This window comes from Fervidobacterium sp. (genome assembly GCF_059913585.1).
In genome coordinates this window covers 80,597-106,606 of sequence record NZ_DBOLZL010000006.1, presented here as the reverse complement: position 1 = coordinate 106,606, position 26,010 = coordinate 80,597, and the positions used below count along the sequence as shown (strand labels likewise).

General features: G+C 40.9%; 28 protein-coding genes and 2 tRNA genes. All 30 read left to right on the top strand.

The genetic code is table 11. From position 1 onward, the window contains the following. Nucleotides 1-27 precede the first annotated feature (27 nt). The 30 genes from AC3M61_RS01130 to AC3M61_RS00985 all read left to right on the top strand — a co-directional run bounded on the left by AC3M61_RS01130 (nucleotide 28) and on the right by AC3M61_RS00985 (nucleotide 25,857). Nucleotides 28-759: a M48 family metallopeptidase gene (locus AC3M61_RS01130; RefSeq protein WP_500779097.1), complete on the top strand. Its 732-nt coding sequence runs from the start codon at nucleotides 28-30 to the stop codon at nucleotides 757-759. 50 nt (nucleotides 760-809) lie between these two features. Further along, nucleotides 810-885, top strand: a tRNA-Met gene (locus tag AC3M61_RS01125). Nucleotides 886-914: 29 nt separating this feature from the next. Beyond that, nucleotides 915-990: transfer RNA gene (locus tag AC3M61_RS01120), tRNA-Thr, on the top strand. A 127-nt stretch (nucleotides 991-1,117) separates the two neighbouring features. Further along, nucleotides 1,118-2,434, top strand: a complete 1,317-nt coding sequence (obgE, locus tag AC3M61_RS01115; protein WP_500779096.1) for a GTPase ObgE — start codon at nucleotides 1,118-1,120, stop codon at nucleotides 2,432-2,434. Next, the gene (gene nadD, locus AC3M61_RS01110) at nucleotides 2,385-3,041 is read left to right on the top strand and encodes a nicotinate (nicotinamide) nucleotide adenylyltransferase (RefSeq protein ID WP_500779154.1); all 657 of its coding nucleotides are present in this window, start codon (nucleotides 2,385-2,387) and stop codon (nucleotides 3,039-3,041) included. Before obgE ends, nadD begins: the two co-directional genes overlap by 50 nt. Then, nucleotides 3,042-3,974 (top strand): tRNA dihydrouridine synthase, encoded by a 933-nt coding sequence (locus AC3M61_RS01105; RefSeq protein ID WP_500779095.1) that lies wholly within the window; start codon nucleotides 3,042-3,044, stop codon nucleotides 3,972-3,974. Nucleotides 3,975-4,004: 30 nt separating this feature from the next. After that, nucleotides 4,005-4,631 (top strand): histidine phosphatase family protein, encoded by a 627-nt coding sequence (locus tag AC3M61_RS01100; protein WP_500779094.1) that lies wholly within the window; start codon nucleotides 4,005-4,007, stop codon nucleotides 4,629-4,631. Between the two features lie 17 nt (nucleotides 4,632-4,648). Then, nucleotides 4,649-4,864 (top strand): hypothetical protein, encoded by a 216-nt coding sequence (locus tag AC3M61_RS01095; protein ID WP_500779093.1) that lies wholly within the window; start codon nucleotides 4,649-4,651, stop codon nucleotides 4,862-4,864. 31 nt (nucleotides 4,865-4,895) lie between these two features. Continuing rightward, nucleotides 4,896-6,011, top strand: coding sequence for an ABC transporter ATP-binding protein (locus AC3M61_RS01090; RefSeq protein ID WP_500779092.1), 1,116 nt, complete (start codon nucleotides 4,896-4,898; stop codon nucleotides 6,009-6,011). Next, nucleotides 6,008-6,865 carry an ABC transporter permease gene (locus tag AC3M61_RS01085; protein ID WP_500779091.1) on the top strand — a complete coding sequence of 286 codons (858 nt, stop codon included), beginning with the start codon at nucleotides 6,008-6,010 and terminating at the stop codon, nucleotides 6,863-6,865. Before AC3M61_RS01090 ends, AC3M61_RS01085 begins: the two co-directional genes overlap by 4 nt. Continuing rightward, complete coding sequence (locus tag AC3M61_RS01080) at nucleotides 6,852-7,622, top strand: ABC transporter permease (RefSeq protein ID WP_500779090.1); 771 nt, start codon at nucleotides 6,852-6,854, stop codon at nucleotides 7,620-7,622. Before AC3M61_RS01085 ends, AC3M61_RS01080 begins: the two co-directional genes overlap by 14 nt. A gap of 58 nt (nucleotides 7,623-7,680) precedes the next feature. After that, nucleotides 7,681-8,514, top strand: a complete 834-nt coding sequence (locus tag AC3M61_RS01075) for a purine-nucleoside phosphorylase (RefSeq protein ID WP_500779089.1) — start codon at nucleotides 7,681-7,683, stop codon at nucleotides 8,512-8,514. A gap of 34 nt (nucleotides 8,515-8,548) precedes the next feature. Beyond that, on the top strand, nucleotides 8,549-10,837 hold the full coding sequence (locus AC3M61_RS01070) for a methyl-accepting chemotaxis protein (RefSeq protein ID WP_500779088.1): 2,289 nt from the start codon (nucleotides 8,549-8,551) through the stop codon (nucleotides 10,835-10,837). Nucleotides 10,838-10,963: 126 nt separating this feature from the next. Beyond that, the gene (mnmE, locus tag AC3M61_RS01065) at nucleotides 10,964-12,343 is read left to right on the top strand and encodes a tRNA uridine-5-carboxymethylaminomethyl(34) synthesis GTPase MnmE (protein WP_500779153.1); all 1,380 of its coding nucleotides are present in this window, start codon (nucleotides 10,964-10,966) and stop codon (nucleotides 12,341-12,343) included. Between the two features lie 349 nt (nucleotides 12,344-12,692). Further along, the gene (gene flhA / locus AC3M61_RS01060; RefSeq protein ID WP_500779087.1) at nucleotides 12,693-14,753 is read left to right on the top strand and encodes a flagellar biosynthesis protein FlhA; all 2,061 of its coding nucleotides are present in this window, start codon (nucleotides 12,693-12,695) and stop codon (nucleotides 14,751-14,753) included. After that, nucleotides 14,750-15,871: a flagellar biosynthesis GTPase FlhF gene (gene flhF, locus AC3M61_RS01055; RefSeq protein WP_500779086.1), complete on the top strand. Its 1,122-nt coding sequence runs from the start codon at nucleotides 14,750-14,752 to the stop codon at nucleotides 15,869-15,871. Before flhA ends, flhF begins: the two co-directional genes overlap by 4 nt. Further along, nucleotides 15,852-16,688, top strand: coding sequence for a P-loop NTPase (locus AC3M61_RS01050; RefSeq protein ID WP_500779085.1), 837 nt, complete (start codon nucleotides 15,852-15,854; stop codon nucleotides 16,686-16,688). The genes flhF and AC3M61_RS01050 overlap by 20 nt, the downstream gene beginning before the upstream one ends. Then, nucleotides 16,685-17,242 (top strand): PilZ domain-containing protein, encoded by a 558-nt coding sequence (locus AC3M61_RS01045; RefSeq protein WP_500779084.1) that lies wholly within the window; start codon nucleotides 16,685-16,687, stop codon nucleotides 17,240-17,242. The genes AC3M61_RS01050 and AC3M61_RS01045 overlap by 4 nt, the downstream gene beginning before the upstream one ends. Further along, the gene (locus AC3M61_RS01040) at nucleotides 17,242-17,910 is read left to right on the top strand and encodes a flagellar brake protein (RefSeq protein ID WP_500779083.1); all 669 of its coding nucleotides are present in this window, start codon (nucleotides 17,242-17,244) and stop codon (nucleotides 17,908-17,910) included. The genes AC3M61_RS01045 and AC3M61_RS01040 overlap by 1 nt, the downstream gene beginning before the upstream one ends. Before the next feature lie 27 nt (nucleotides 17,911-17,937). Further along, on the top strand, nucleotides 17,938-18,552 hold the full coding sequence (gene cheC, locus AC3M61_RS01035) for a CheY-P phosphatase CheC (RefSeq protein WP_500779082.1): 615 nt from the start codon (nucleotides 17,938-17,940) through the stop codon (nucleotides 18,550-18,552). 4 nt (nucleotides 18,553-18,556) lie between these two features. Continuing rightward, nucleotides 18,557-19,036, top strand: coding sequence for a chemoreceptor glutamine deamidase/glutamate methylesterase CheD (cheD, locus tag AC3M61_RS01030; RefSeq protein WP_500779081.1), 480 nt, complete (start codon nucleotides 18,557-18,559; stop codon nucleotides 19,034-19,036). Next, nucleotides 19,033-19,788, top strand: a complete 756-nt coding sequence (locus AC3M61_RS01025; protein WP_500779080.1) for a FliA/WhiG family RNA polymerase sigma factor — start codon at nucleotides 19,033-19,035, stop codon at nucleotides 19,786-19,788. Before cheD ends, AC3M61_RS01025 begins: the two co-directional genes overlap by 4 nt. Before the next feature lie 33 nt (nucleotides 19,789-19,821). Continuing rightward, complete coding sequence (locus tag AC3M61_RS01020; RefSeq protein ID WP_500779079.1) at nucleotides 19,822-20,148, top strand: hypothetical protein; 327 nt, start codon at nucleotides 19,822-19,824, stop codon at nucleotides 20,146-20,148. Further along, nucleotides 20,145-20,633 carry a hypothetical protein gene (locus AC3M61_RS01015; protein WP_500779078.1) on the top strand — a complete coding sequence of 163 codons (489 nt, stop codon included), beginning with the start codon at nucleotides 20,145-20,147 and terminating at the stop codon, nucleotides 20,631-20,633. Before AC3M61_RS01020 ends, AC3M61_RS01015 begins: the two co-directional genes overlap by 4 nt. Then, nucleotides 20,612-21,451, top strand: a complete 840-nt coding sequence (locus tag AC3M61_RS01010; RefSeq protein ID WP_500779077.1) for a hypothetical protein — start codon at nucleotides 20,612-20,614, stop codon at nucleotides 21,449-21,451. Before AC3M61_RS01015 ends, AC3M61_RS01010 begins: the two co-directional genes overlap by 22 nt. A 180-nt stretch (nucleotides 21,452-21,631) precedes the next feature. Next, nucleotides 21,632-22,939, top strand: coding sequence for an electron transport complex subunit RsxC (gene rsxC, locus AC3M61_RS01005; RefSeq protein WP_500779076.1), 1,308 nt, complete (start codon nucleotides 21,632-21,634; stop codon nucleotides 22,937-22,939). Further along, on the top strand, nucleotides 22,936-23,919 hold the full coding sequence (locus tag AC3M61_RS01000; RefSeq protein ID WP_500779075.1) for an RnfABCDGE type electron transport complex subunit D: 984 nt from the start codon (nucleotides 22,936-22,938) through the stop codon (nucleotides 23,917-23,919). Before rsxC ends, AC3M61_RS01000 begins: the two co-directional genes overlap by 4 nt. Further along, nucleotides 23,916-24,617, top strand: coding sequence for an RnfABCDGE type electron transport complex subunit G (locus AC3M61_RS00995; RefSeq protein WP_500779074.1), 702 nt, complete (start codon nucleotides 23,916-23,918; stop codon nucleotides 24,615-24,617). The genes AC3M61_RS01000 and AC3M61_RS00995 overlap by 4 nt, the downstream gene beginning before the upstream one ends. Beyond that, nucleotides 24,617-25,288, top strand: a complete 672-nt coding sequence (gene rsxE, locus AC3M61_RS00990) for an electron transport complex subunit RsxE (RefSeq protein ID WP_500779073.1) — start codon at nucleotides 24,617-24,619, stop codon at nucleotides 25,286-25,288. The genes AC3M61_RS00995 and rsxE overlap by 1 nt, the downstream gene beginning before the upstream one ends. After that, nucleotides 25,285-25,857: an electron transport complex protein RnfA gene (locus AC3M61_RS00985; RefSeq protein ID WP_500779072.1), complete on the top strand. Its 573-nt coding sequence runs from the start codon at nucleotides 25,285-25,287 to the stop codon at nucleotides 25,855-25,857. Before rsxE ends, AC3M61_RS00985 begins: the two co-directional genes overlap by 4 nt. Nucleotides 25,858-26,010 lie beyond the last annotated feature (153 nt).

Sequence of the window (26,010 nt, the reverse complement as noted above, 5' to 3'; positions counted from 1 at the left end):
CGTATTGGATTTTCGGGAGGAAAGAAGTTGAAAAAGCAAGATTCTAGGGTCGTGGTTTATACAATCGACGGATTTGAGTTCAAAATCGAAAAAAGCAAGCGGTATTTGAAGAAGGTCTCTTTACGGATTGATAGAGATGGGCGTGCGGTTTTGACATTTCCTTGGAGAGTTAGTGAAAAAGATGCACTCCAGTTTGTGAGAGATAATCTGGGAAAGATTAAATCCTCGTTCAAAAGATTCAGTGAGCAGTTTGTGTCTAATGGCAATGATACTTTACTTTATTTAGGCGTGCCAAGAAAAATCGTGCTTGATAGTTCTGTTCTTGTGCCTTTCAGCTTTGACACGGACCACTTTATTTTGAACCCAAGGTATGCTGATAATGTGAATATACTTGCTCGGCGGTGGTTGATTAAAAGGGCTGAAGAGTACTTACCAAAAAGGCTTATGGAACTTGCACAAAAACTTGGTGTGAGATACAAGAAGGTGCAAGTTAAGGATGTGAAATCACGCTGGGGGAGTTGTTCTTCAAAAGGAACAATTTCGTTCAATTGGAGGTTGATAATGGCACCTCCTGAAGTGATAGATTATGTGTTAATCCATGAACTTGCGCATATTGTCCATCCAAACCACAGCAGGTATTTTTGGGGGTATGTTGCAACGTTTTGCCCAGATTACAAGTTGCACAGAAGCTGGTTGAGGAAAAATGGGCAACACTTATTTAATTGGAGTGTTAAACTTGATGGTGTGAAAGATTCTTGACACGTAAAAAAGTGTATGGTAAAATCATACCGCTGTTTGAGAATAGGTGTGGCGGCGTAGCTCAGTGGCTAGAGCAGATGATTCATAATCATCGTGTCGAGGGTTCGAGTCCCTCCGCCGCCACCAGATTTTTTAATTATCAACGAGCTATGCGAGCCAGCGTAGCTCAACCGGTAGAGCGACGCATTCGTAATGCGCAGGTTGAGGGTTCGAGTCCCTCCGCTGGCTCCAAAAATGAAAAAAGAGAAACTCAAGGGTGGACTCCAATGGGGAGTCCTTATTTTTTTGTATTTTGAGTGTATAATATTCTCGAAGAAGCGAAAAGTTTACTTGAGCAGAAGGAAGAGGTGTTAAAAGTATGGAAAAGGTTGGTTTTGTTGATGTTGTCGATTTTTATGTAAAAGCCGGTAATGGCGGTAATGGTGCTGCTACGTTTAGACGAGAAAAATATGTCCCGTTCGGTGGCCCGGACGGCGGAGATGGTGGAGATGGCGGGTATGTATTCTTGGTTGCAGACCCAACTATCTCCACACTCTATCCGTTAACCGAAAAAAGGAGATACGCTGCAGAAAACGGAGAAAACGGTCGCAGAAAGAAGATGCACGGTAGGAACGGAAAAGATTTAATTTTGAGGGTTCCTGTTGGCACCATCGTGCGTGATTATGACACAGGCGAGATTATCGCAGACCTTGATGAGCCTGGCAAATATTGCTGTGTCGCACGCGGTGGAAAAGGAGGAAGAGGTAATACTCATTTTAAATCCTCTACAAACCAAGCACCAAAGTTTGCTGAAAAAGGCGCACCAGGTGAGGAGAGGCATATATTGTTGGAATTAAAATTACTTGCGGATGCGGGATTAGTTGGGTATCCAAATGTTGGTAAGAGTTCGATAATTTCGCGTATCAGTAACTCCAAACCAAAGATAGCAAATTATCACTTCACAACGCTTGTTCCGAACCTCGGAGTTGTTGCTGTTGAGAAGCCGGAAAATTCGTTTGTGATAGCCGACATTCCCGGGCTGATTAAAGGGGCAAGTCAAGGTAAAGGGCTTGGAAACGTTTTTCTAAGGCATGTGGAAAGGTGTAATTTGATTGTGCATGTTGTGGACATCGCTGGTAGTGAGGGGAGAGACCCTGTCCAAGATTATTACGACATACGCGCAGAACTGGAATTCTTCAGCCCAGAGCTTGCAAGCAAAGAAGAAATTGTTGTCGGGAACAAGGTGGATTTACTTACGCAAGAAGAATTGCAAGCTAACATCGAGAGGTTCAAGAGAGAAACGGGTAAAGATGTCTTGCCCATATCTGCGGTGACGGGTTACAACCTCGATGCATTGAAATACGCTATCTGGGAGCGGATAAAAGAAAGTAGAAAGTTGCTTGCAGAGAAGATTGATATTGACAAAATCGAATTCGTGAAACCAGAGCCTGTGAAGATACTGTTGCCTGAGAAGGTGGATATAACTATAACCAAGAACGATAAAGGTGAATTTGAGGTGCATAGTGAGTACATCTCAACGTATTTGGAGAAATACAAAAAAGAAGCAAAATACATGCTTGAAGATATTCTCGAAATCCTTGAAAAGAACGGCCTTGATGAAAAATTGAGGAAGGCTGGTGCGAAAGATGGAGATACTGTATGGATTGAAGGAGTTGAGTTCACTTACAAAGAATGATACAGCAGTTGTCTTTGGTAGTTCTTTCAATCCACCACACGTTGGGCACATTGTGATTTTCAACTACGCACTGAATTTCTTCGATGCGGATTTTTACATTGTCCCAACAAACCTGCCACCGCACAAAAAACTGGCGGTCCCCTTTGAAAAGCGTTTTGATTGGGCAGTGAAAACGTACAAAGTTTTCTCAAACGTTGAGAAAGGTATATTTATCACAGATATGGAAAGACATATAGAAGGCGTTAACTATGCAATCCACAATGTTGAGTATTTTTTGAAATATTACAAGAAAGTGATTCTTCTTGTTGGTGAAGATGCGCTTGGGAATATTGAAAGATGGTATAAATACGATGAGTTGCTCAGTAAATCAACACTTGCGGTTTATCCAAGAACGCGTGATGGAAGCCTTTACAAAAGGGGACGTGAGGTGCTTGGCAAGTTGTATGATAGGGTCTTGGAGTTGAACTTTCCAATTGTGGAGGTTTCCTCTTCGGAGATTAGAAGGTTTGTCAGGGAAGGAAAGACGATAGCAGGGTTGGTACCAAAAGAGATAGAGGATGAAGTTATGGAAATTTACAAGTATGTCGAAGAAGGAGAACGATGGTAGATGGGTGCTAAAAATAATTTTGTCCCAGGAACCGTTGGGCTGGCCCCTATGGCTGGGGTTACGGATTATCCGTTTAGGAAGATATGTTTTGAACTTGGCGCGAAATTTGCATTTACTGAAATGATAAGTGCAAAGAGTGTGCTTTTGAATATCACAATAAATGAAAAGTATTTTCCGAGGGTAGATGAGAAACATTTAGTTGGTGTACAGCTTTTTGGTTCAGACCCATTCGAACTGGCGCAGGCGGCAGCTTTGGTTGAAGAAAGAGGACTTTGGGTTGATTTAAATGCGGGGTGTCCTGTTGCAAAGGTTGTGAAAAGAGGTGCTGGTAGCGCGTTGCTCAAGGATATCGACTTGTTGAAAAAGATTGTCCGTGAGATGAGAAGAGTTGTCAAAAGGCTCAGTGTAAAAACCAGGATAGGTTGGGAAAAGGATGAGTTTGAAAGAATATACGATGCACTTGTGAGTGAAGGTGTTGATGTTATTTTCGTGCATGGTAGAACGGCAAAGCAGATGTACTCAGGAAAAGCAAAGTGGGATATCTACAATCCGGGGGTTGTTCCGCTTTACATAAGCGGGGATATATATTCGAAAGATGATATGAAACGAGCGATGGAATTGTCGGGTGCGGATGGCGTAATTGTTGCAAGGGGTGCGATTGGCAATCCTTGGATATTTTCGGAAAATGAAGATGGACCATCTTTGGACGACAAGCTCAGAGTTATCTTAAAGCACATAGATTTGCTCACCCAGGAGTACGGTAAGCATGGAGTTGTAGAGTTTAGAAAGTTTGTAGCAGGTCATACCAAAGATATGCCGCATGCAAGGGAGTTTAGAAATAAAGTTATGAAGATTACAGATGTTAATGATTTGAAAGATGCGTTCGTTGAGTATTTTAAAAGCGTATCCCAGCACAAACATGAATCGGTTTAGATTGTTTTTTGAAAGGAGCATGGGACGAAAATGAGTTGTATCTACCTAGTTCGACATGGAAGCACGGAGTGGAATGAGAAACAATTGTGGCAAGGAGTTGTAGATACGGAACTTTCTCAAAAAGGGCGTATGCAAGCAAAAGCAATCGCTCAGTTTTTAAAAGGGAAAGAAATATCAATGATTTTCTCAAGCCCTATGAAGCGCGCGTTTGAGACAGCGAGGATAATAGCGCAGGAAATAGGGTATGAAGGGGATATACTGACGGATTTTAGGTTGCGTGAATGTGAAATCAGGCTCTGGAATGGGAAAAACTTTGAGCAAGTGCTTTCAGACCACCATGAAGCGTTCAACGAATGGAGAACGAATCTGTTTTCAAACGTTGAAGGTGCAGAATCGTTAGGAAGCGTTCAGGAAAGAATGTATGAATTTTTAAAGGAAATAGTTGTTCACTATCCGAACAAAGATGTTATAATTGTTTCGCATGCGATAGCGCTCAGGATGTTGATTGCCAAAGTGTTAGGTTTGATACCTCCGGCACATCTGAATTTCAGTTTAGATAATGCATCTTTGAGCTGTTTGGTTGCTAAGGATGGGAACTTTAGGGTAAAGTTTTTGAATGTCACAAGTGAGGATTTTCCGCTCCTTTCTCAATTTTAAAAAAAGGGGGATAATCAATGAAGCTTGTTTTAATTATCCTTGGGTTTTTATTTCTTGCATACATTGCGGTAAAGGTTTTGCCTTTGAAGTTAAGATACGCAAATATATTCTTTGCTCTCAGTTTGATTTTCCACATATTCGCAGCATTTACATGGTCGTATGGGTTTATCATTTTTTCGTTTGTGATGATAATAGTATTTTTCTTACTACTCCTTTATTTGTTTGGTTTGTAATTAAAAGTCCGGTTATGGGAGTGATGAGAAGTTGCCCGGCAGCAGCGTGAGTATTGTTAATGTGGATAAATACTTTGGCGATTTCCACGTGCTGAAAAATATAAACCTTGAAATCAAAGAGAACGAGTTCTTCTCGCTTCTGGGACCTTCTGGTTGTGGGAAGACCACACTTCTGCGCATCATTGCAGGGCTTGAAGATGTTGATGATGGTGACGTACTTCTTGATGGTAAGAGTATCCTCCACCTTCCTCCCAACAAAAGGCCTGTTAACACGATTTTCCAAAACTACGCGCTTTTTCCTCACTTAAATGTTTACGAAAATATCGCCTTTCCTTTGAGACTCAAGAAGCTTTCTGAAGGTGAAATAAGAGAAAAGGTTCAATGGTTACTTTCACTCACTCGACTTGAAGAACATGCAAAGAAAAAACCTGCGCAATTATCCGGTGGGCAAAAGCAGAGGGTATCACTTGCAAGGGCTCTTGCGAACGAACCGAAGGTGCTTTTGCTTGATGAGCCGGTGAGCGCACTTGATGCAAAGTTAAGGCAAGAGCTGTTGATAGAACTGGATAACTTGCATGACAAAGTGGGTATTACGTTCATATATGTCACGCACGACCAGGCAGAAGCTATAAGTGTTTCGGACCACGTGGCGGTTATGAACAACGGAGAGGTTGTTCAGTATGGCACTCCATACGAAATATACGAAAGTCCAGCTAATACTTTTGTTGCAACGTTTATTGGCGAGAGCAACCTGATGAAGGGAACGGTGAAAAAGCTAATTTCAGAGGCTTATGTACTTGTAGAATTTCCAACGTTGGGTGAAATAGTTTGTTACCGTGACAAGCCCGTTGAAGTCAACGACGATGTTTTGGTGACACTGAGACCAGAGAAGATTAGGATAACACACTCAAAGCCTCAACTGCCTGAGGATTCTTTCACAAATATTTTGCATGGTGTTGTGGATGAAACGATATACATGGGTTATCAGACAAAGTATTTCGTGAGAACGGATGGCGGATACATCCTCAGGGTCTACAAACAACATGCGAGTTACCTGCTAGATGAGAAAATTATCCAATGGAAAGATGAAGTATTCCTCTACTGGAACCCTGATGACAGCTTCATCGTGGAGGTTGACAAAGGGTGAGTAAAAAAGACCATATAAAACCAGTAAGCAAAGGATACGAAAACTACGGGCTTGTTTATTTACTTTGGCTTGTTGTGTTTTTCTTAATCCCAGTGATTGTGATTCTTGCATACAGTTTCTTCGAAAGGGATTACCAAGGTGGGGTGATTTTCAAATTCTCCCTGCAGGGTTACAAAGATATCCTCAACCCGAACTACGTTGTGGTATTTCTTAGGACTATTTTCATTTCTCTTGTTTCTTCTGTTGTTTCAATAATTATCGCCATTCCTGTGGCTTATTACATTGCTTTCAGTAAGTGGAAAAATATTCTTCTGCTTTTGGTAATAGTGCCATTTTGGACGAACTCATTGATAAGGATTTACGCATGGATATTTATCCTTGGAAATAACGGACTTGTTAACCAGTTTTTGATAAAAATGGGGTTCACGAAGTCTTATGTTCAATTCATTTATAACAACTTTGCTGTTGTGCTTGTGCTTGTTTATACGTATCTACCGTTCGCTATCTTGCCACTTTATTCATCGATAGAGAGGCTTGAGAAGAACATCTTTGAAGCGGCGATGGATTTGGGTTGCACAAAAAGGCAGGTATTTTTCAAGGTACTCTTACCGAATATAAGGCAAGGGATAATCTCGGCTTTTGTGTTTGTTTTTATACCTGCAATAGGAACTTACGCGGTGCCGGAATTGGTGGGTGGAAAGAACTCAAGGTTGATAGGTAACGAAATCGCAAGACTTCTAACCACAGCAAGGAACTGGCCCGCTGCAGCTGCGATATCTTCATTGCTTCTTGCGATTACAATAGTTGCGGTTATTATATTTATCTTCGGTGGTGAGAAACGTGAAGCCCGGTAAGTTTGCTTTTATTTTAACTATGGTTGTATTACTCTTTTTCTACATTCCTATATTTGTCGTTGTGTTATTTTCGTTCAATTCTTCAAAATCACCTGAATGGACAGGTTTCAGTTTGAAGTGGTATGAAAAGCTCTTCACATCATCTGGACACATTTGGAGAACGTTTATGAACTCCATTATCGTTGGTATCAGTTCAAGCTTTGTGGGTGTTATCTTAGGAACTTTCGGTGCGGTTGCTATGTATATGGGGGCTAAAAAATTCAAAAAGCTTATGTGGACAACGACGTATATTCCATTTATCATTCCAGACATTATTATCGGTGTATCGTTACTAATCTTTTTCACAACGATACACCTTAGGCTTAGTTTGTTCACGATATTCATAGCACACGTGACGTTCTCTATTCCTTACACGATGATGATTATCCTCACAAGGCTCCAAGACTTTGATAGGTCTATAATTGAAGCGGCATACGACTTGGGTGCTACGAGGTCTATTGCACTCTGGAAAGTGATTATACCAGTAGCGCTTCCTGGGATTGTTGCTGCGTTCTTCATGGCGTTTACGCTTTCAATTGACGATTTTATCATCACATTCTTCGTAGCAGGACCAAGTTCTACAACATTGCCATTGCAAATATTCTCTATGGTGAGATTCGGCATTTCTCCGGTGATTAATGCGATTTCTACGCTCTTGCTTGTTGGAACGATTTTCATAAGTGTTTTGCTTAGAAAGTATGTGCGGTATATAATATAATCGGTTTCGAATGCTATTTTGAGATCTTCAAAACTTCGGTATGTGGAGGTGTACTGGGATGGTAGAAGATATCAAGACATGCGTTGAAAGAGTGAAAAAGGCTGCTGATTTTATCAAATCAAAGATTACAGAAACCCCAGAGGTTTGTATCGTACTCGGTTCTGGATTACATGGCATCGCCGAAATCGTTGAAAATCCAATCAGGATTCCCTACAAAGAAATTCCCGAATTCCCGGTATCAACAGCTCCAGGTCACAAAGGTGAATTGATTTTTGGGAAGATTTCAGGGAAATACGTTGCCCTTATGAATGGAAGGTTCCACTACTACGAAGGTTACCATATGAGGGATGTCACGTTTGGTGTTAGGGTCATGCAAGAATTGGGGATTAAATATCTGTTCTTAACTAACGCTGCTGGCGGATTGAATCCTGACTTCGAAGTTGGAAGACCAATGATTATCAGTGACCACATCAATATGATGGGCAATAACCCACTCATTGGACCGAACGTGGAAGAATGGGGTCCAAGGTTCCCCGACATGTCCAACGCATACGATAAGGAACTCAGGGCAATTGCAAAGAAGGTTGCGGAAGAACTCAACATTCCAGTTTACGAAGGTGTTTACGTCGCTGTTGCAGGTCCAAACTTTGAAACCCCAGCTGAGTTAAGAATGCTCAGATGGATGGGTGCAGATGCAGTTGGTATGTCAACGGTTCCAGAGGTTATCGCAGCTGCTCACAGAGGAACAAAAGTACTCGCTATCTCTGCAATAACTGACAGAGCTGTTCCTGATGATTTAAAACCATTGACAGCGGAAGAAGTTCTCGAAGTCGCACACAGAACTGGACAACTGATTGCAAAGATAATGATAAAAGTATTGGAAAGAATATAACCTTTAAGCTGCAGCGATAAAGCTGGTGAGAAGTATGTCTATTCGAACTAGACTTCTTTTGTTAGCGATATTACTGGTATCGGTTCCACTAATAATCTCTGTTCTCTTCACTGTTATAAATCTAGCAAGGGAAAGTGCGCGAATTGAGAATGAGGTGAAGCAGCAATTAGGTGACCCAAAGGTCATTTTCAAAGATTTCTTCGAGACATTTTCAAAACAGCTTGAAGAACATATCAGCGCGTACAACGAAAAGTTGGTTTCTGCTGTTGAAAAGCAGAAGGAAAGTGTCGAAAAGGCATTCGAGGAAGTATACCTTGGTGCGCTCGAAAAAGAAGCAAACTCTATAAAAAACGTAGTTGAAAACCTCATAAAGGAGAAAGTAAGTACGATAGAAAATCTTTCAAAGGTAGCTGCTGCTTCAAAAGATGTGGTGAATGCAGCAGCCGAAAAGAATTTAGGGTTAGCCGAAAAAAGAAGCCTATTACTCAACTATGTGGAACGTGCGTTGTTTGATTACATTTCGCTCTGGACGATAGAAGCTTCTGAGCCAAGGTTGAAGATAAGGCCATTCGTAAACCTCGGTGAGAAGTTCCTTGTTGAATACGCATATTCACTTGCACCTGGTGTAGAGGTAACGACGTATAAAGAACTTGAATTTGCAAATGAGATTACTAAGCGAACCAGAAAGATTCTTAGCTCTGCTTCGGCTTATTCTGAATCTTTTGCATTTAAAGGTGATAATGGGATATACTTCGTTGCGATTAACCCTGTTATGCATCCACAATTAGGAAACACAATTACAGGTTTTGTTATAGCAGCCGGTAGACTTGCAGAGAACTTTTTGGACGATATCAAAAGGCTTACCAACTCCGAATTGACAATATACATCGACGGTAAAGCTTATGCGACAACAAAAGTGGACGAAACTGGTGAAAGGAGATTGGATGTAACTGAACCTGTGGAAGAGAAGTATATCTTTAAGGTAGGGGACGAAGAATACCTCGCAGTTAAGAGCGATTTGAACGTAGCAGGCGAGTCTCTGGGGAAGCTCGAGGTTGCTATCAAAAAAGAAGCGGTGAACGCACAAATTGAGATACCACAACCGGAAAAGTTCCAGATGCCGGAGATTGAAATGCCTGAAGTGAAGGTCAGTGTTGATTTGAACCTCGCAAGGTTAGTTGTAATTAACCTAGTGGTTGGAATAGTTATTCTTGCAATTGCACTCGTTGTTTCAGTACCTATGATTAACAGCATTTCCAAAGAGATTGTCAGGTCTTCAGAGATTATTGAGCGATTCTCAAACGGTGAGCTTGTATCTTTCGATGTAAATACGTTTGGTGAGTTTGAAAGAGTTATAAACTCATTGAAACGACTTTCGGAAAACCTGCGTGATTACGCTGAGGATATGAAGGAAAGCTCCAAGGAGTTGACAAGTGAAATCGAGCAAGTAACAATGATAAAGGATACTATGCAGAACTCCGTTTCAAGGTTCAGTGAGTTCGTTGATAGGTACATAACTGAGGTTGAGGATGTCAAATCAAAAATCATGATGCTCCAGCAAACGGTCGAAACATCTATGGAAAGCAACGAAAATCTTTCGCAGCAACTTTCAGAGTTGTTAAAAGATATAGAAAGTGCACAGGCAGAGATTTTGAGAAATGTGGCTTTGATAGAAGATATGAACGAGTCGGTCAATGCGAATGTAGAGGTCTTCGAAAGGTTTAGCACAACTGTTAGAAGAACGATAGAAAAGTTTGCTTCTATCAAAGAAGCTATTGCGAAAATCCAGAACGTTGCATCGCAAACAAACTTGCTAGCTTTGAACGCGGCAATTGAAGCGGCAAGGGCAGGAGAAGCAGGCAGAGGATTTGCTGTTGTCGCTGATGAGGTTATGAAACTATCCGTGGAAATCAACAATCTTTCCAAGAACCTTGTTAAAGAAGTTGACACATACACAAATGACCTAAAGGAACTCGACCAACTCTACGAAACTTCCGGCGAGAAGTTCAGAAAGTTACAGCAAGCGAAAGAAGAGTTCTCAACGAATTACTACACGGTTATTGAAAAAGTTCAAAACATTGGTATGCTAAGCGCTCAGGTAGGTATTCAGATACAAGAAAATAACACTACGTTCTCTCAAATAGAATCACTAATGGACGACGTATCAAATTCGGTTATGTCCTCTTCAGAACAACTGCAAAGATTCAATGAGGAGTTCAAGCAAATTACGGCGGTGTTTGAACAATTAAGCGAAAGTACCGAAAAGTTGAAAGAAATAGCAAAGAAGATGGAAAATATCTCACAGTGGTTTAAGTTAAGTTAGTAGAGGTATTTTGGAGAGATAGAAGGTGGCTCGAAAGAGCCACCTTTTTTGTGAATATGTTTCATGGTATAATTGAAAATAGGTTTTTTCTATTGTGCTTTAACGGGAGAGTGTGAAATGGTAGAGATGGAAAGAATAGAAGAGCTCAAGATGATAGAAAATGATGGTGATATTCGTGATACGATTGTTGCAATTGCAACACCACCGGGTGTGGGAGCTATTGGTATTGTGAGGGCTTCTGGACCTGAATCTTGGCGAATTTTGGAAGAATGTGTTCGAAAGGATATTGGGGCTGAAAGGAAAGTTAGATACGGTAATTTCTACGATAGCGATGGAAATATTATAGATGAGGTGCTCTTCGTCGGGTTCAAGGCGCCTAGAAGTTACACAGGGGAAGATATGGTGGAAGTCTACTGCCACGGAGGGATACTTGTAACTCAAAAAATTTTGGAAGAGTTCATGAAAAAAGGGGCAAGGCTTGCTAAAAACGGAGAATTCACAAGGAGAGCGTTTCTGAACGGAAAGATAGACCTAATCAAGGCAGAAGCGATTTTGCAGATAATAGAAGCAAAGAGTGAAGAGAGTTTGAAGTTGGCTATCGATAACCTGAAAGGTAAGTTGTCCGGAGAAGTGACGGCGATAAGGAAGATGTTGATAGATGTGCTTTCGAAGATAGAGGTAACCATAGACTATGGTGATGATATTGAAATCCCCAAAGAAGAGATAGCTCACGATATTGAGAATGCAGTCCGGTTCTTGTCAGAAAAACTAGCGCACGCAGATAAGGGAATTCATATCACCACAGGGGTTACACTTGCTATCGTTGGAAAACCAAACGTTGGTAAGAGCACACTACTCAACAGGTTGCTTGTGGAAGATAGGGCAATTGTTACGGATATACCTGGCACAACAAGAGATGTGATAAAGGGAGAGATTAAGATTCATGGTATACATTTTGTTATATCCGACACAGCAGGGATAAGGGAAACGGAAGATGTGGTTGAAAAGATAGGAATCGAAAGGGCGATACGAGAGGCAAGCCAAGCCGACGTTGTGCTGTTTTTACTTGATGCAACTACAGGATTTACAAAAGAAGACGAGTATATTTTGAATATCATACAGGATAGCAACTTTATAGCAGTTTGGAACAAGACCGATATCGGAGATAAAGTCTCTAAAGTTTCAAAAGATGGGGATGATGTTTATATAAGTGCTTCCACAGGCGAAGGGTTGAGAACGTTGGAAGATAAAATCATCGAACGCGTAAGGCCTTTGATAGAGGATGGTCAATTGTCTCATGTGACCACAAGAAGACAACTTGAGCATTTGAAAATAGTCTATCAGCACTTGAAAAAAGCTTTGAAGTCGCTCAGCGGTGGGTATCCAGTAGATATAGTCTCAATCGATATTCGAAACGCACTTTCTGAGCTTGATAAACTACTTGGAACGAATTTCACAGATGATTTGTTGGATAATATCTTTGCTAACTTCTGTGTTGGAAAATAGAAAGTTAAAAAAAGCGGGCTTTTCTCGCCCGCATAAAGCCGTGGGGGGTGTATCTCAAGGGGGATAGGGGGTTCTCTTGGTAAAGTGTATCATAGGTTGAATTAGTTTGTGTTAAATTATTAGTCACTTTAAGTATAATATTGCCGAACAAACTTGTTACGGTATACTTTCGAAAATCGAATTTCTTTTTCTTCGTTCTCTATAATATTAGACCATTGAAGTCTGGAAATCGTTCAAAAAATTTTTGGAAATTTTTAGAAGATTTAAAATACAGCTTGAATAGATAATTTTTTAAACTTTGACTCAGAAAAGGAACAACCGGAAAGTCTCGATTAGTTGAGGTGATAAGGTGAAAGCAGATGTTGCAGTAGCGTTGTTAATTGTTGCGATGGTGCTTTTGATGATAATACCAATTCCGGATTTTTTGCTGGATTTTTTCCAGTTACTTAATATATCAATATCTTTGGTTATTCTCTTCTCCACAATGTACATCACTCATGCACTTGAGCTTGCTTCTTTCCCAACGTTGCTATTGATTGTGACGATATTCCGATTAGCTTTGAATGTGGCATCGACAAGGGCTATCTTACTTGAAGGACCGAAGTTTGGAGGAAAGGTCATACAAACTTTCGGTAATTTTGTTGTAGGCGGAAACTACGTTGTTGGTATCGTTGTGTTTTTGATACTTGTGATAATTCAGTTTATTGTTATTACACGTGGTTCTGAAAGGATTGCTGAAGTCGCTGCAAGGTTCACACTCGATGCTATGCCGGGAAAACAGATGAGTGTTGATGCTGATTTGAACGCTGGATTGATAACGGAAGAAGAAGCGAGAAGACGCAGAGAAGAAATAAGACGGGAAGCGGATTTCTACGGTGCAATGGACGGTGCCTCGAAATTTGTCCGAGGAGATGCGATAGCGAGTATAATTATAACGTTAGTTAATAGCATTGGTGGTATAATAATAGGTGTGTTGATGCACCGCTTGGGTTTTGCAGATGCAGCCAAGACGTTTTTGCTCTACACAGTTGGAGATGGACTGGTATCGCAGATACCTGCGTTGATGGTATCGACCGCTACCGGTATTATCGTTTCAAGGAGTGCGACAAAAGATAATCTTGGAACAGAGCTGATAAAAGAACTTTCCGGAGAAAAGAAAGTCATCATACTCACAGGTGTTGTGATTATATTTCTTGGATTGTTTACCCCGCTTCCAACGTTCACAAGCTTGCTCATAGGTGGCATGTTTTTGGTCGTTGGAATCATGATAAAAGAAGAAGTACAGCCACAAGTGCAACCGGGTGTGGCGGGTGCTCCCGGCGTAGCAGGTGGACCACCAAGTGGTGTGCCCACAGGTCCTGTACTTTCAACTCCTGAGGAAGTAGCAGAAGTATTGCAGGCGGATACTGTAGAAATAAACATCGGATACGGGCTTTTACCGTTGGCTGATTTGTCCCAAGGTGGAGATATGTTGGAACGTCTGACAATGATACGTAGGCAACTTGCTCAAGAATTAGGTCTTGTTCTTTCACCTATAAGGGTCAGGGACAGTGTCTTACTAAAGCCAAACGAATACGCGGTCTATATACGTGGTGCGGAAGTTACAAGGTATGAGCTCTTTCCAAACAGATTGCTTGCAATCAACCCGGGTTTCATCACTGAACGCATACCGGGTATAGAGGTCAAAGAGCCTGCTTTTGGGTTGCAAGCGTTTTGGATAGATGAGTCTAAGAAAGACGAAGCGATTCAGAAAGGTTACACGGTTGTTGACCCACCAACGGTTTTCGCAACGCACGTAACTGAAATCCTGCGAAGGTATGCACCTGAGTTACTTGGCAATAGAGAGTTCCAGCTCCTCGTCGATGGTCTAAGGAACAAATTTGATAGATTGGTGGATGATGTCTTTAACGTTGTGAAACCCACGGTGGTAAAGAAGGTTTTACAAGAGTTGTTACGTGAAAGTGTGTCGATAAGGAACTTACCATTCATTTTTGAACTCATCCTTGACAACGCTGAAAGGGCTAGGGATGTTGAAAGTTTAGTGGAATACGTAAGAAGGGGACTGAAAAGGCAGATTGCGAGTAAGTTGTTAAGCCAAGACAAGCAAATTCATGCAGTTGCGCTTGATAGTGAATTAGAAAGAATTCTTACCGAATCGATTTCGGAGAGCGATGAAGGTAGATATCTAAGCGTCAACCCACAAATTATGAGGGAGATTATAGAGAAGATTTCCCAGGAATTAGAACAACTCATGAGGAAAGGATATTCACCAATTCTCGTAGTCTCAGGGGCTATCCGTCCTTACCTTGCAAGAATGGTGCTCAGGTTCATACCAGGCATCACAGTTATAGCGTTTGAAGAAGTTCCTGAAGATGTTAACCTTTCAATCGAGGGTGTGGTGAGGATATGATTGTGAAAAAGTATCTGGTGACTGATATCAAAGAGGCTTTTGAAAAAATAAGAGTTGAGCTGGGAAAAGATGCGGTTATATTAAGCACACGAAAGGTAAAAAAAGGCGGGTTCCTTGGGATAGGTGCCAAGACTTATCTTGAAGTAACGGCAGCCGTTGAAGAAAAGAAAGTGCCTCAGACCGAGGAAAAGGGGCAGATTTACAAACTTCAGGAGATACTTTCTAAGACAAAACAACCACCACAGCATTCTTCAGAAGATTTGACAGAGCTTAAGAGAATGATGCTGGAATTAAAATCAATGGTGGCATCACAAAGAGCGAATGAACCGCAGTGGGTGCAGGATTTGAGAAAAGCATTAGAAAAGCAAGATATCGACGAAGAGATTGCAGAAAAGGTTATAGAGTATGCCAGAGTCAAGTATCAAGAACTTGATTTTAGTAACGATAACACAAGGCTGATACTTTCTGAAATGTTCCTGCCCTTTTTAAACACATCTGTGCCTGATATAAAAGGAAAAGTTCTCTTTGTTGGGCCGACAGGTGTTGGCAAGACCACCACTTTGGCAAAATTGGCTGCGAAATTAAAGCTTAGTGACCACAAACGCGTAGGTATTATCACACTTGATACTTACAGGATAGCCGCTGTTGACCAGTTAAAGACGTACGCAATGCTTCTTGATGTGCCTATCAGAGTAGCGTACACGCCAAAGGAGGCAAAGTTAGAGGTCGAGGCACTATCAGATTACGATGTTATCCTCATCGATTCAGCAGGTAGAAGCCAGAAAAACGAACTGCATATGACAGAGATAAAAGCAATGGCTGAGGTTGTTGACCCTGACCTCGTTTTCTTGATAGTAGGTATGCAATACAGGTCGGAAGACGTTAAGGAAATAACTAACAGATTCTCGATAGTTTCCCCTACACATGTCATACTTTCAAAGATGGATGAAACATCTTCTTACGGACATTTTGTAAATGTGCCTACATTTTTAAACGTTCCAATTGCATATATAACAAATGGACAGCGCGTGCCAGATGATATAATGGAAGCGAACAGCAGAGAGTTAGCTGTTCTTCTTGCACGTGAGGTGTTGAAAGATGCAAGATCAAGCAAGTAGTCTTAAAAGAAGTGATATCGTAGCTGTCATAAGTGGAAAAGGTGGCGTTGGAAAGACACTCGTTGCAACGAATTTGGCAGCGGTAGTCGCTGAAAATGGTAAGAAGGTGTTGCTGCTCGACACAGATGTAGGGTTCACTAACGCCGATATATTACTTGGGGTTTATCCAAAACACTCTATAAAAGATTTTGTGAATCACAAGTGCGATGTTCAAGAATTGATAACACCGACAAGTTATGGAGTTGACCTTATCTCATTGGGCGGTGATGTGTCCGACCTACTTGCGATGAATGAGTTTGTTATCAAAGACTTTGCAACAAGTTTTCTGAAGCTTCTTGAAAATTACGATATCGTCTTTATGGATATGCCACCGGGATTTTCAAATTCGTATATGCCGTTTTTAGCTCTGGTTGATAAATTTATTGTTCTTACCACACCAGAACCAACATCCGTTGTTAACACTTATACGATGGTAAAGTTACTTAGCATAAAGGGAATAAAAGGTGAGGATATACACATTGTGGCGAATATGGTTCTAAATATAAAAGAAGCGACAAGTCTTATGGAACGTTTTTCCGAAGTCGTGGAAAAATTCATTGGGAACAAGGTTTCGTCAGTTACTATGATAAAAGAACACCCACTTGTGGTAAAAAGCATCCTTGACCGTCAGTTGTTTGCTTTAAGGTACAGAAGTATACAACCATCGTTTTCAATTATGCGTATAGCTTCGTATTTGTTGAAAGGTGAAGTGAAAAAAGTAGAAGAAGACACGCTAATACAGAAGTTCTTGAGGTTCTTCAGGGGTGATAATAAGTGACGCTGGAAGAATATGTGAATGCTAACTTGGCTGGTGCGGTGCTCAGAGGTTTTTCAAAGGATGGAGAATTGCTCGTAAGATTGAAAGAATTAAAAGGAAAAAGCATAAAGGTCTCTTTTCTTTCCTTCGCATCGGTACCAGAAGTTTTGAGGGTAGATATACCCATAGAAGGTTTCGTACTTTCAGTTATAGGTAAATTGTCAGGTCACGAGGAAGGAATATATGAATATGTGGCTTTAGGAAAGGCAGGGATTTTACAAAGGCGCTCAAAACCACGTTACGCAGCTTTTGAAGCTTGTTCGATATACGGTTTTAATTCTTTGATTATTGATGTTTCCGAAAACGGTTGCCAGGTGATTTCTGAGTTCAAGCCAAGAGTGAGAGAAAATGTCGAACTTAAACTCAAAGGTAACAATGACAAAACTGTTGAAGGAAATGTGATGTGGTCAGTTGAAGAAGAAGAATGTTATAGATACGGTATTTATATTCCAAATCCTGATGCCTTTTGGTTGAAGCTTGTTGAAAAATACAAAAGTATAGGAGAGGTTATCTGATGGCATACGTGGAATTGATCGACGCTGAAAAGGCTTTAAAAATAGGACTACCAGCGTTGGTAAGGATAACAATGGTAAAAGAGCTCGAAGGTGAATACAAGAGCAACGTTGTTGATATAGATTTAGCAAGACGCATCCTTTTTCTTTCGATTCCTTCTTATAAGGGTAGATTTATACCTATACCCAAAGGCGTTCGTATGACGGTCAACTTATTTGACCGGTCTTCGATTTATGAATTCGATACCATTTCTCTTGGGGTTATCAAGCGTGACAATATCTATGTTATACCCGTTCCGTTCCCTGAAACTGTGCGAAAAACGGAAAGGAGAAAGTTCGTTAGGATACCTCTTTACCTGGAAGGGCGGTTCTATCTCTCTGATGAACCAGATGCGGAGTCTTATGCATTTACCACACGCAACATTAGTGCAGGCGGGATGCTGATGGTGACGAAGAAATATTTGAAGATGGGTGATATAATATATGTTGATTTAAAGCTTGACAACGAGCTCGCGTTAAACAAGCAGAAATCGAAGATTGTCAGACAAGACGCGCAAACAGATGAGGGATTTATGTACGGGGTCCAGTTCCTCGATGTACCACCTGCTTTGGAGAAGTCACTTGTGAGGTTTATATTCCAAAAAGAAATTAAGATGAAGGTTGTCAAATAAGAAGTAGTTTCGAAGGGAGGAAAGGTGATGCTGGAAAAACTCAACGAAGCTCAACTGGATGCAATTAAAGAAGTAGGGAATATAGGCACTGGTAACGCAGCTACAGCGCTGTCCATGATGCTTGACAAAAAAGTAGAAATTTCAGTCCCTCAGGTAAAGGTGATACCTATTTCCAAGATACCTTTTCTTTTCGAAAATCCTGAAGAAGTGGTTTGCTCAGTGAAAATGGAACTCAAAGAAGACATGACTGGTGAGATACTTTTGGTCTTTGACCCGAAAACTGTGAAAATGCTGGCAAAAGTTCTAACTGGGATGGAAATAGCTGACATAACGGAGATGGATGAGTTCACATCTTCAATGATGAAAGAGATTGGTAATATTATGTGCGGTTCTTATATAACGGCACTCGCTGGATTTACCAATCTCTTCATAAATCCGGAACCACCTGAATTGATAGTTGACATGATAAGTGCTATAATCTCTGAAATTTCGATACCACTTGCACTGGCAGGTGAGGAAAATATACTTCTTGTTGAAACACTTATAGAGATAGAAGGATTAGAGGAAGCACTCCAAGGTTACTTACTGTTAGTGCCTTCTGTAGATTCTCTTGAGAAACTTCTAAAGGCGTTGGGGATGTGACAATATGAAGAAAAAAGTCATAATCGGAATTGGAGAATGGGCAGTTGAAAAAAATCCTGCAATTTTGGTTACTTTGGGGCTTGGGTCATGTGTAGGAGTTTGCATTCGTGACCCTGTTGCCAAAGTGGGTGGAATGGTCCATGTGATGCTTCCAGACAGTGGAGGTAGACCAACGAATACACCTGGTAAATTTGCTGATACGGGTGTTAGCTTGGTGGTTGAAGAATTAGTAAAAATGGGTGCATCGCGTTCACGGTTGGAAGCAAAAATCGCAGGTGGCGCATCGATGTTCCAATCGGCGATGGATATAGGCGCAAGAAACGTTGAAGCAGTTAAAGGTACTTTGCAAAGGCTTGGAATTAAGTTGTTAGCGGAAGACACCGGAGGGAGCAAAGCAAGGAGTATAGAGTACGATATTGAAACTGGAAAGTTACTTATTCGAAAAGTTAAAACAGGAGATTCTGTGGAGGTTGCTGAGATTTGATTCTCAACAAAGATGCTATTGTTAAGGAATATTTGCCACTTGTCACACGTTTGGCAAGGGATTTGAAGGTGAATTTACCGCACAACGTGGAAATCGACGACCTTATACAAGAAGGGGTTGTGGCCTTGCTACAGGCAGTAGATAAATACGACCCACGTCACGGAGCCACGTTCAAGACATACGTTTACACGCGTATAAAAGGTGCTATGATAGATTATCTAAGAAAATTAGATTATTTGCCCAAAAATGTGAGACAGGATATAAAGAGGCTTGATAATGAAATTGCGGAATTCTATGTTAAGCACCAGAGGTTGCCTACGTATGAGGAACTTGCTGAAATTTTGGGCATGAGTGTTGAAGAAGTGGAACAAACTTACAATGAACTGTTGTTGAAACAGTATGTAAATTTGGATGAATATCTATTTGGTGTAGATGATGAAAGTTCGGACTTATCGAATTACTATGAGGTTCCAAGTAGTGAGGATGTTAAAGAGAAAGCTTGGAAATCTATACTTTATGAACAGCTCGTTGAGTCGATAAATAAATTGGATGAGAAAGAGAAACTTATCCTTTCGTTGAGATTTGAGCACGACTTATCTTTAAAAGAAATTGCTGCTGTGCTTGGTGTGACCGAATCTAGGGTGTCCCAAATCATCGGCGCAATTCTTTCAAAGCTCAGGAAGATGCTCGAGGTAGAAGAAGAGATGGAATCATCAAAGAGTAAGACTGGCAATAAAGATAGCCGAGAATAGAGTTGTATCGATGAGTATTTCGAGGTGAAGACCATGGCTGAACCAATCAGTGGGATTCAAAATCAAACGATTATTTTAAGAGTGAGCCACGATAGTTCCCATATGGTCAGTTTGCAACAATACGCTGCACAAGCAGCTGCGGCACATAGTGCCCAAAGCGTTGAAAGGAAAACACAAGCTCAGCTCCGCAGTACGACTAATGTTCAGGGTGCAGAACAAAAACATGTAAAAACAGCCACTGAGGGTAGAAGCCAGGGTGAATATGTTGGAAGGCAACGTACAGGGGAGAAAAAAGAACAAAAAGATGAAAAAGAGATTATCAAACAGGATGGAGCTCATATGTTGGATGTGAGAGTATGATTGGTTACTTAAGTGTGATGAACATAGATGGTAAGCATCTTGGAGGGGTGCTGGTTATAAACGAGTTAGGTATACCTGTTGAGTTCAAATACTCCGAACCCGTCACGCCCACCAAACTACAAGAAATCATCTACGGAAGTTCCTTGGAATACTACCTGCATACAGAAATAATCGCGAAGGGGTTGGTTCAACGCTTGGAGAACAAGCCCGAGCTAATACTTGTCCAAGACCCTACTCTGTTGTTTGATAAGAACACGGTTATGTTAACATTATTACCACAGCCTGTTTCTGAGAAAAAGGAAGGCAACGAAGCGGTTGTTAATTTCAACAACAAAAGTATAAGGATTACATTCCCAGAAAACGCTAAGGTTGATGATAGTGTTGTTCAGAAAATTTTAGATTACGTCTCCAAGATAGATATCTTGGAACCTTTCGATAGGGTTGAAAAGGCGTTGAAATACGTATGCGAATCGCAAGAGAAATAATTGAAACACTGAAAATGGAACTCGGGTTTTTGAGATACAAAAGCCCTGACATCGTGGTCGAAACAGCATTTCAGAGCATCGAAGTAAATTTTCCGGCAAGGATAGAAGGTTTTAAATTCGACGTTCCAGGTATTCACGATTTACACTCTTCGCTAACTGTTTCATACCAAGGTTATTCTTTCCCCCAAACGAATGAAAATTTCGCTGTTAGAGATATAAAGGATTCCATAGAACAAAATATTGAGGGGTTTTGCTTGAGTGAGCAAAACCTAAAAGTAGGTTCTTTTGATGGTTTTAATTCTTTAAATTCGAACAATTCTACGATTGTTTTCAATGAGCCACAGAATTTGCGTTTTGATATAGATGAACTGAACGTAGAGGATGTTGAGACATTTAGTTCTGATGCACATAGCTCAAAAGTGAAAAATGCAGAGGTTTTAGGAAATAAACTAATGATTAATGAGTTAGAGTTTAAAACCCCAGGGAAGCTATTCAAAATAGAGTTCCGCAAGCCAAAAGAGTTCCCACCTGTTCTATCTTCCATCGATTATGTACCTGCCCAGTATGTTGAGAAATCTGTCATATTAAATGCTGTTCAAGCTATCAGTTCAAAGTATAATATATCTCTTTTGAAGTTCTTTGGTTACTACCGAGGCATCCCGCTTGATGTTGTCACTGGTATGAAGATATTGCCGAACAAAAATTTGAGAGTGTTTTTCGACTATTCAAAAGCAGAAAGGTTGAAACGAAAGCAGTTGCTCCAAAGAGATTTTATCGTTTTTAAATACGAAGATAGATTCGTTTATCATTTGGTCTAAGAAAATTCATACAAATTAGACAAAAATTCTCTTTTAAAAACTTGCAAAAAGGGTATATAATATCATTGGAAAGGGGTTTTGCTTAACCCTCCTTTTTTGTTGTATTTCATACGATAGGTTGCAAATAAACATAAAAAATATGATATTGATTTGTATTTTCTTCACTGGGAGGTGTGGTGAGTGAAGTTGTTGACGTTTAAAGGAGGAGTCCATCCACCTGAGAAGAAGTTAACAGAACACGAAAAGATTCAAGTTGCACCACTGCCAGAAAAAGTTGTTGTGCTCATGGCGCAACATGTAGGTGCACCAGCAAAGGTAGTTGTTGAAGTTGGACAGCAGGTGAAAACAGGGCAAGTCATAGGGGAACCGCAGGGTCCTGTTTCCGCTTATGTACACTCTCCCGTCACAGGGACTGTGACGAACGTAGCAAAAATCAACAGCGCAGTGCATGGTATGGCTGTTGAGGCTGTAACTATCGAAAGAACGGGAGAGGATGAGTGGGAATTACTACCTAAACTGGATTGGACAACAGCATCAAAAGAAGAACTTATCGAGCAGATAAAAAAAGCAGGTGTTGTTGGACTTGGAGGAGCGATGTTCCCAACACATGTGAAACTGAACCCTTCAAAACCCGTTGATACACTCATAATAAACGGGGCGGAATGTGAACCGTATCTTACTATTGACCACAGAGTAATGCTCGAGATGGATGAAGAACTGTTAGAAGGCATTGAGATTACCAAGAAGATTTTAGGTGTCAAAGAAGTTTACATAGGTATTGAGTACAACAAGGAGGATGCTATTGAGCATCTCGAGAAAAAATGGAAAGGAAAGGTAAAGGTTGCCGCATTGAAGACAAAGTATCCTCAGGGCGCTGAAAAACAATTGATAAAAGCAATTACGGGTAGGGAAGTACCAAGTGGCGGTTTACCAATGGATGTTGGTGTAGTTGTTCAAAATGTCAGTACGATGGTTGCAATAAAGCAGGCTGTTGTGGATGGTAGACCTCTGGTTGAACGCGGGATGACACTAACAGGCGAGGGTGTGAACAGGAAAGGTAATTGGTGGGTTAGAATAGGAACCCCGATATCGTGGATTATTGAAAGGCTTGGAGACGGGTTTGCCGAAGGTTACAACGAATTGAAAGTGTTAATGGGCGGACCGATGATGGGTATACCTGTTCCAAATTTGGATACACCTCTTTTGAAAGGAAACAACGGTATTACGGTTATACCGGAACAAAAACGTGAAAGCACGAACTGTATCAGGTGTTCTTACTGTGTCTATGTGTGTCCAATGAATCTACAGCCTTATTTGCTTGATTTGCTTGCAAGAAAGAAAAAATACGATGAGGCAGCAGCTATCGGTTTGCTTGATTGTATTGAATGTGGTTCTTGTACTTACATCTGTCCAGCTAACGTTGAACACGTCAAGTCGATAAAGCTCGCGAAGAAAGTCTACCGAACACTGCGAGGTGGTAAGAAATGAAGAATGTAAAATTACTAACAACATCGGCACCACATGTAAGGACGCAAGATTCAACAAGGAAGATAATGATAGATGTGCTAATTGCTTTGGTGCCCGCTGTAATTGCAGCTACGTTTTTCTTTGGGATGTACGCATTAGTGCTATCTATCATTGGTATGGTTAGTGCTGAATTGATTGAACTTTTTATAATGAGGGTGCTAAGGAAAGATAAGAATTTTGTTCCAAATGGTAGTGCTGCGGTCACAGGGTTGTTGCTTGCTTTGAACGTCAGCGTGGCAACGCCTTGGTGGGTATTACTTATAGGTGTGGTCTTTGCTATTGCTATTGTGAAGCACGCGTTCGGTGGACTTGGTCAGAATATCTTCAACCCAGCACTTGCAGCAAGGGTATTTTTGCTTGTTTCTTTTCCAACCTTCATGACAACATGGTATAAGCCAATAGCATCGTTCGGTGGTTGGTATACAGACGCACAAACAACAGCAACACCACTTGCAATATTGAAATTACAGGGATTCAGCAAGGTTATGGAAAGCACAAATTATCTTGATTTGGCTTTCGGAAACGTTGGTGGATGTATAGGTGAAACGAGTGCTATTCTTCTGTTTATAGGCTTCCTTTATTTGGTTTTCAGAGGGAGAATTAAGGTAGTTATACCCGCTACTTATATTGGTAGTGTCTTACTCATCGCATCGATATTCTATAATATCAATCCAGAAAGGTTTGGTTCACCTATCTTCCACGTGTTATCTGGTGGATTGATGCTTGGTGCACTCTTCATGGCAACGGATATGGTCACCAGCCCGATGACACTTAAGGGACAAGCTATATTCGGTCTTGGTTGTGGTGTTGTAACGATGCTTATCAGGTATTTCGGAGGCTACCCGGAAGGCGTTTCTTTGTCGATACTTCTTATGAACGCCCTTGTACCCATAATCGATAGACACACACAGCCAAGGGTTTTTGGGAGGCGGAAAGCATGAGAGAAAATAGACGTGAAATGCTGAAGATGAGTATCACGTTGATGGTTTACACATTAATTGCGGGAATTGCACTCGGTTTGGTTTACACAATCACGAAAGATAGAATAGCCGAAGCGGAACTTGCGAACGTCATTTCTTCCATGGAGAGTTTGCTAACTGATGAGAACGGGAATGCTATTGTGAGTGCTGATGAGATAAAGAAAATCGTGCTTTCAAAAAGGAATGAAATGGGCAATGTGTTGTTTACTGATGGTGTAGGAACAGTTATAGCTCCTGTGTATGAGTTTGAAACAGATAGTGCGAAGTATTATCTGCTAACCGGTTATGCGGTTGGTTACGGCGGAAACGTCGTGACGATGGCAGCATTCCAGCTTGATAAAACCACAGGTGAATTGTCGTTAAAAGCTATTAAAGTGCTTGATTATTCACAAGAAACCCCGGGACTTGGTGCAAAGATAGCCGACCCCAATGTGCAGAAGAGGTTCTTCCCGATACCGGAGACGGGACTTAGCAACGGCTTAAAGGTTGATAAGGATGCGGGAAAACAAGGAATTGATCCAGAAGAGGCAAAACAAGAAGGGGTTGTGAAGGTATCTGATGTGATGACTGGTGCAACCATCACTCCAAGGGCAGTTGTGAATTCTTTAAATGCGATGTACAAGTTCCTTAAAGAAAAGTATCTCGGGGGTGAAATGTGATGGCCTCTAAGATTTCGGAATTCACTAAGGGGATAATAAAGGAGAACCCAACATACGTTCAAGTTCTTGGAATGTGTCCGACGCTTGCGACAACAACGAGTGCAAAAAATGGTTTGGGAATGGGATTAGCTGCAACAGCGGTTCTTGTTATGTCAAACATAGTCATATCTGCCATTAGAAAGACCGTGCCAGAAAAGATAAGGATTCCAATTTTCATCACGGTAATTGCCACATTCGTTACCATTGTAGATTTGGTAATGCATGCATTTACATACGATTTGTGGAAAACGTTAGGTCTTTTCATTCCTCTTATAGTCGTTAACTGCGTCATTATGGGACGGGCGGAGGCGTACGCTTCAAAACACGGAGTCGTTGATTCGTTGCTCGACGGATTAGGCATGGGTGTTGGCTTCACACTTAGCCTTACCTTGCTTGGAAGTATTAGGGAACTTTTGGGCAACGGGACGATTTTCGATATCGAGACCTGGGGTAAGGCATTCAACATGTTCGTTATGATTCTACCACCAGGTGCTTATTTGACGCTCGGGCTTTTAGCTGCGCTTTTTGCAGCCATTTCGATTAATCGCCAGGAAAAAGCAAAGAGAGTAGCTCAAGCACAACAAGCACAACAAGTTCAACAGGCTCAGCAAAAGGTAGGTGAAGCAAAATGAAATTGTTCTTGATTTTGCTATCCGCAATGCTTGTCAATAATTACGTGTTTGTTAGGTTCTTGGGAATTTGTCCATTCTTAGGTGTTTCGAGAAAGACCTCTACTGCCGTTGGAATGGGGCTTGCAGTTATATTCGTATTGGTTATGTCTTCCGCCATTTCTTGGGGTCTTGATTTGTTGCTCATAAAATTTCAGCTGGAGTTTTTAAGAACCATCGTGTTTATACTCGTTATAGCGACGTTTGTTCAGTTTGTTGAAGCATTTTTAAAAAAGAACAGTCCTGCACTTTACGAGGCGTTGGGAATTTACCTGCCGCTAATAACAACAAACTGTATCATATTGGGTGTGGCGATAGTAAATAGCTTGTCTAAATACACCTTCTTTGAGGCTATTTTTAACGCACTCGGTGCAGGTCTTGGATTTTTGCTGGCGCTCGTTATCTTTTCAGGTATCAGAGAAAGGCTTGAACTTTACGATGTGCCAAGACCCTTTCTTAACCTTCCAATATCTATGATTACGGCTTCTCTACTTTCTCTTACATTCATGGGATTCCAGGGAATGATAAAGTAAAATACTTCAAACTTAACTTAGAACAACAAAGAAAGAAGTTCCGGTTTTCCGGAACTTCTTTCTTTTTGGTTGTATTTAATAATTCAAAAATCATAAAATCTGTGGTAAAATAACTTGATTGAAGAGAAAAATTGAAAACACAAATAGAAAATA

Coding starts and splice junctions, on each gene's coding strand:
- AC3M61_RS01010 (WP_500779077.1), top strand. CDS start 20,612: ATGCGAATCGCAAGAGAAATAATTGAAACACTGAAAATGGAACTCGGG.
- cheC (WP_500779082.1), top strand. CDS start 17,938: ATGCTGGAAAAACTCAACGAAGCTCAACTGGATGCAATTAAAGAAGTA.
- rsxE (WP_500779073.1), top strand. CDS start 24,617: ATGGCCTCTAAGATTTCGGAATTCACTAAGGGGATAATAAAGGAGAAC.
- AC3M61_RS01000 (WP_500779075.1), top strand. CDS start 22,936: ATGAAGAATGTAAAATTACTAACAACATCGGCACCACATGTAAGGACG.
- mnmE (WP_500779153.1), top strand. CDS start 10,964: ATGGAAAGAATAGAAGAGCTCAAGATGATAGAAAATGATGGTGATATT.
- AC3M61_RS01095 (WP_500779093.1), top strand. CDS start 4,649: ATGAAGCTTGTTTTAATTATCCTTGGGTTTTTATTTCTTGCATACATT.
- AC3M61_RS01070 (WP_500779088.1), top strand. CDS start 8,549: ATGTCTATTCGAACTAGACTTCTTTTGTTAGCGATATTACTGGTATCG.
- AC3M61_RS00995 (WP_500779074.1), top strand. CDS start 23,916: ATGAGAGAAAATAGACGTGAAATGCTGAAGATGAGTATCACGTTGATG.
- flhF (WP_500779086.1), top strand. CDS start 14,750: ATGATTGTGAAAAAGTATCTGGTGACTGATATCAAAGAGGCTTTTGAA.
- AC3M61_RS00985 (WP_500779072.1), top strand. CDS start 25,285: ATGAAATTGTTCTTGATTTTGCTATCCGCAATGCTTGTCAATAATTAC.
- cheD (WP_500779081.1), top strand. CDS start 18,557: ATGAAGAAAAAAGTCATAATCGGAATTGGAGAATGGGCAGTTGAAAAA.
- AC3M61_RS01075 (WP_500779089.1), top strand. CDS start 7,681: ATGGTAGAAGATATCAAGACATGCGTTGAAAGAGTGAAAAAGGCTGCT.
- AC3M61_RS01015 (WP_500779078.1), top strand. CDS start 20,145: ATGATTGGTTACTTAAGTGTGATGAACATAGATGGTAAGCATCTTGGA.
- obgE (WP_500779096.1), top strand. CDS start 1,118: ATGGAAAAGGTTGGTTTTGTTGATGTTGTCGATTTTTATGTAAAAGCC.
- AC3M61_RS01105 (WP_500779095.1), top strand. CDS start 3,042: ATGGGTGCTAAAAATAATTTTGTCCCAGGAACCGTTGGGCTGGCCCCT.
- nadD (WP_500779154.1), top strand. CDS start 2,385: ATGGAGATACTGTATGGATTGAAGGAGTTGAGTTCACTTACAAAGAAT.
- AC3M61_RS01100 (WP_500779094.1), top strand. CDS start 4,005: ATGAGTTGTATCTACCTAGTTCGACATGGAAGCACGGAGTGGAATGAG.
- AC3M61_RS01050 (WP_500779085.1), top strand. CDS start 15,852: ATGCAAGATCAAGCAAGTAGTCTTAAAAGAAGTGATATCGTAGCTGTC.
- AC3M61_RS01020 (WP_500779079.1), top strand. CDS start 19,822: ATGGCTGAACCAATCAGTGGGATTCAAAATCAAACGATTATTTTAAGA.
- AC3M61_RS01040 (WP_500779083.1), top strand. CDS start 17,242: ATGGCATACGTGGAATTGATCGACGCTGAAAAGGCTTTAAAAATAGGA.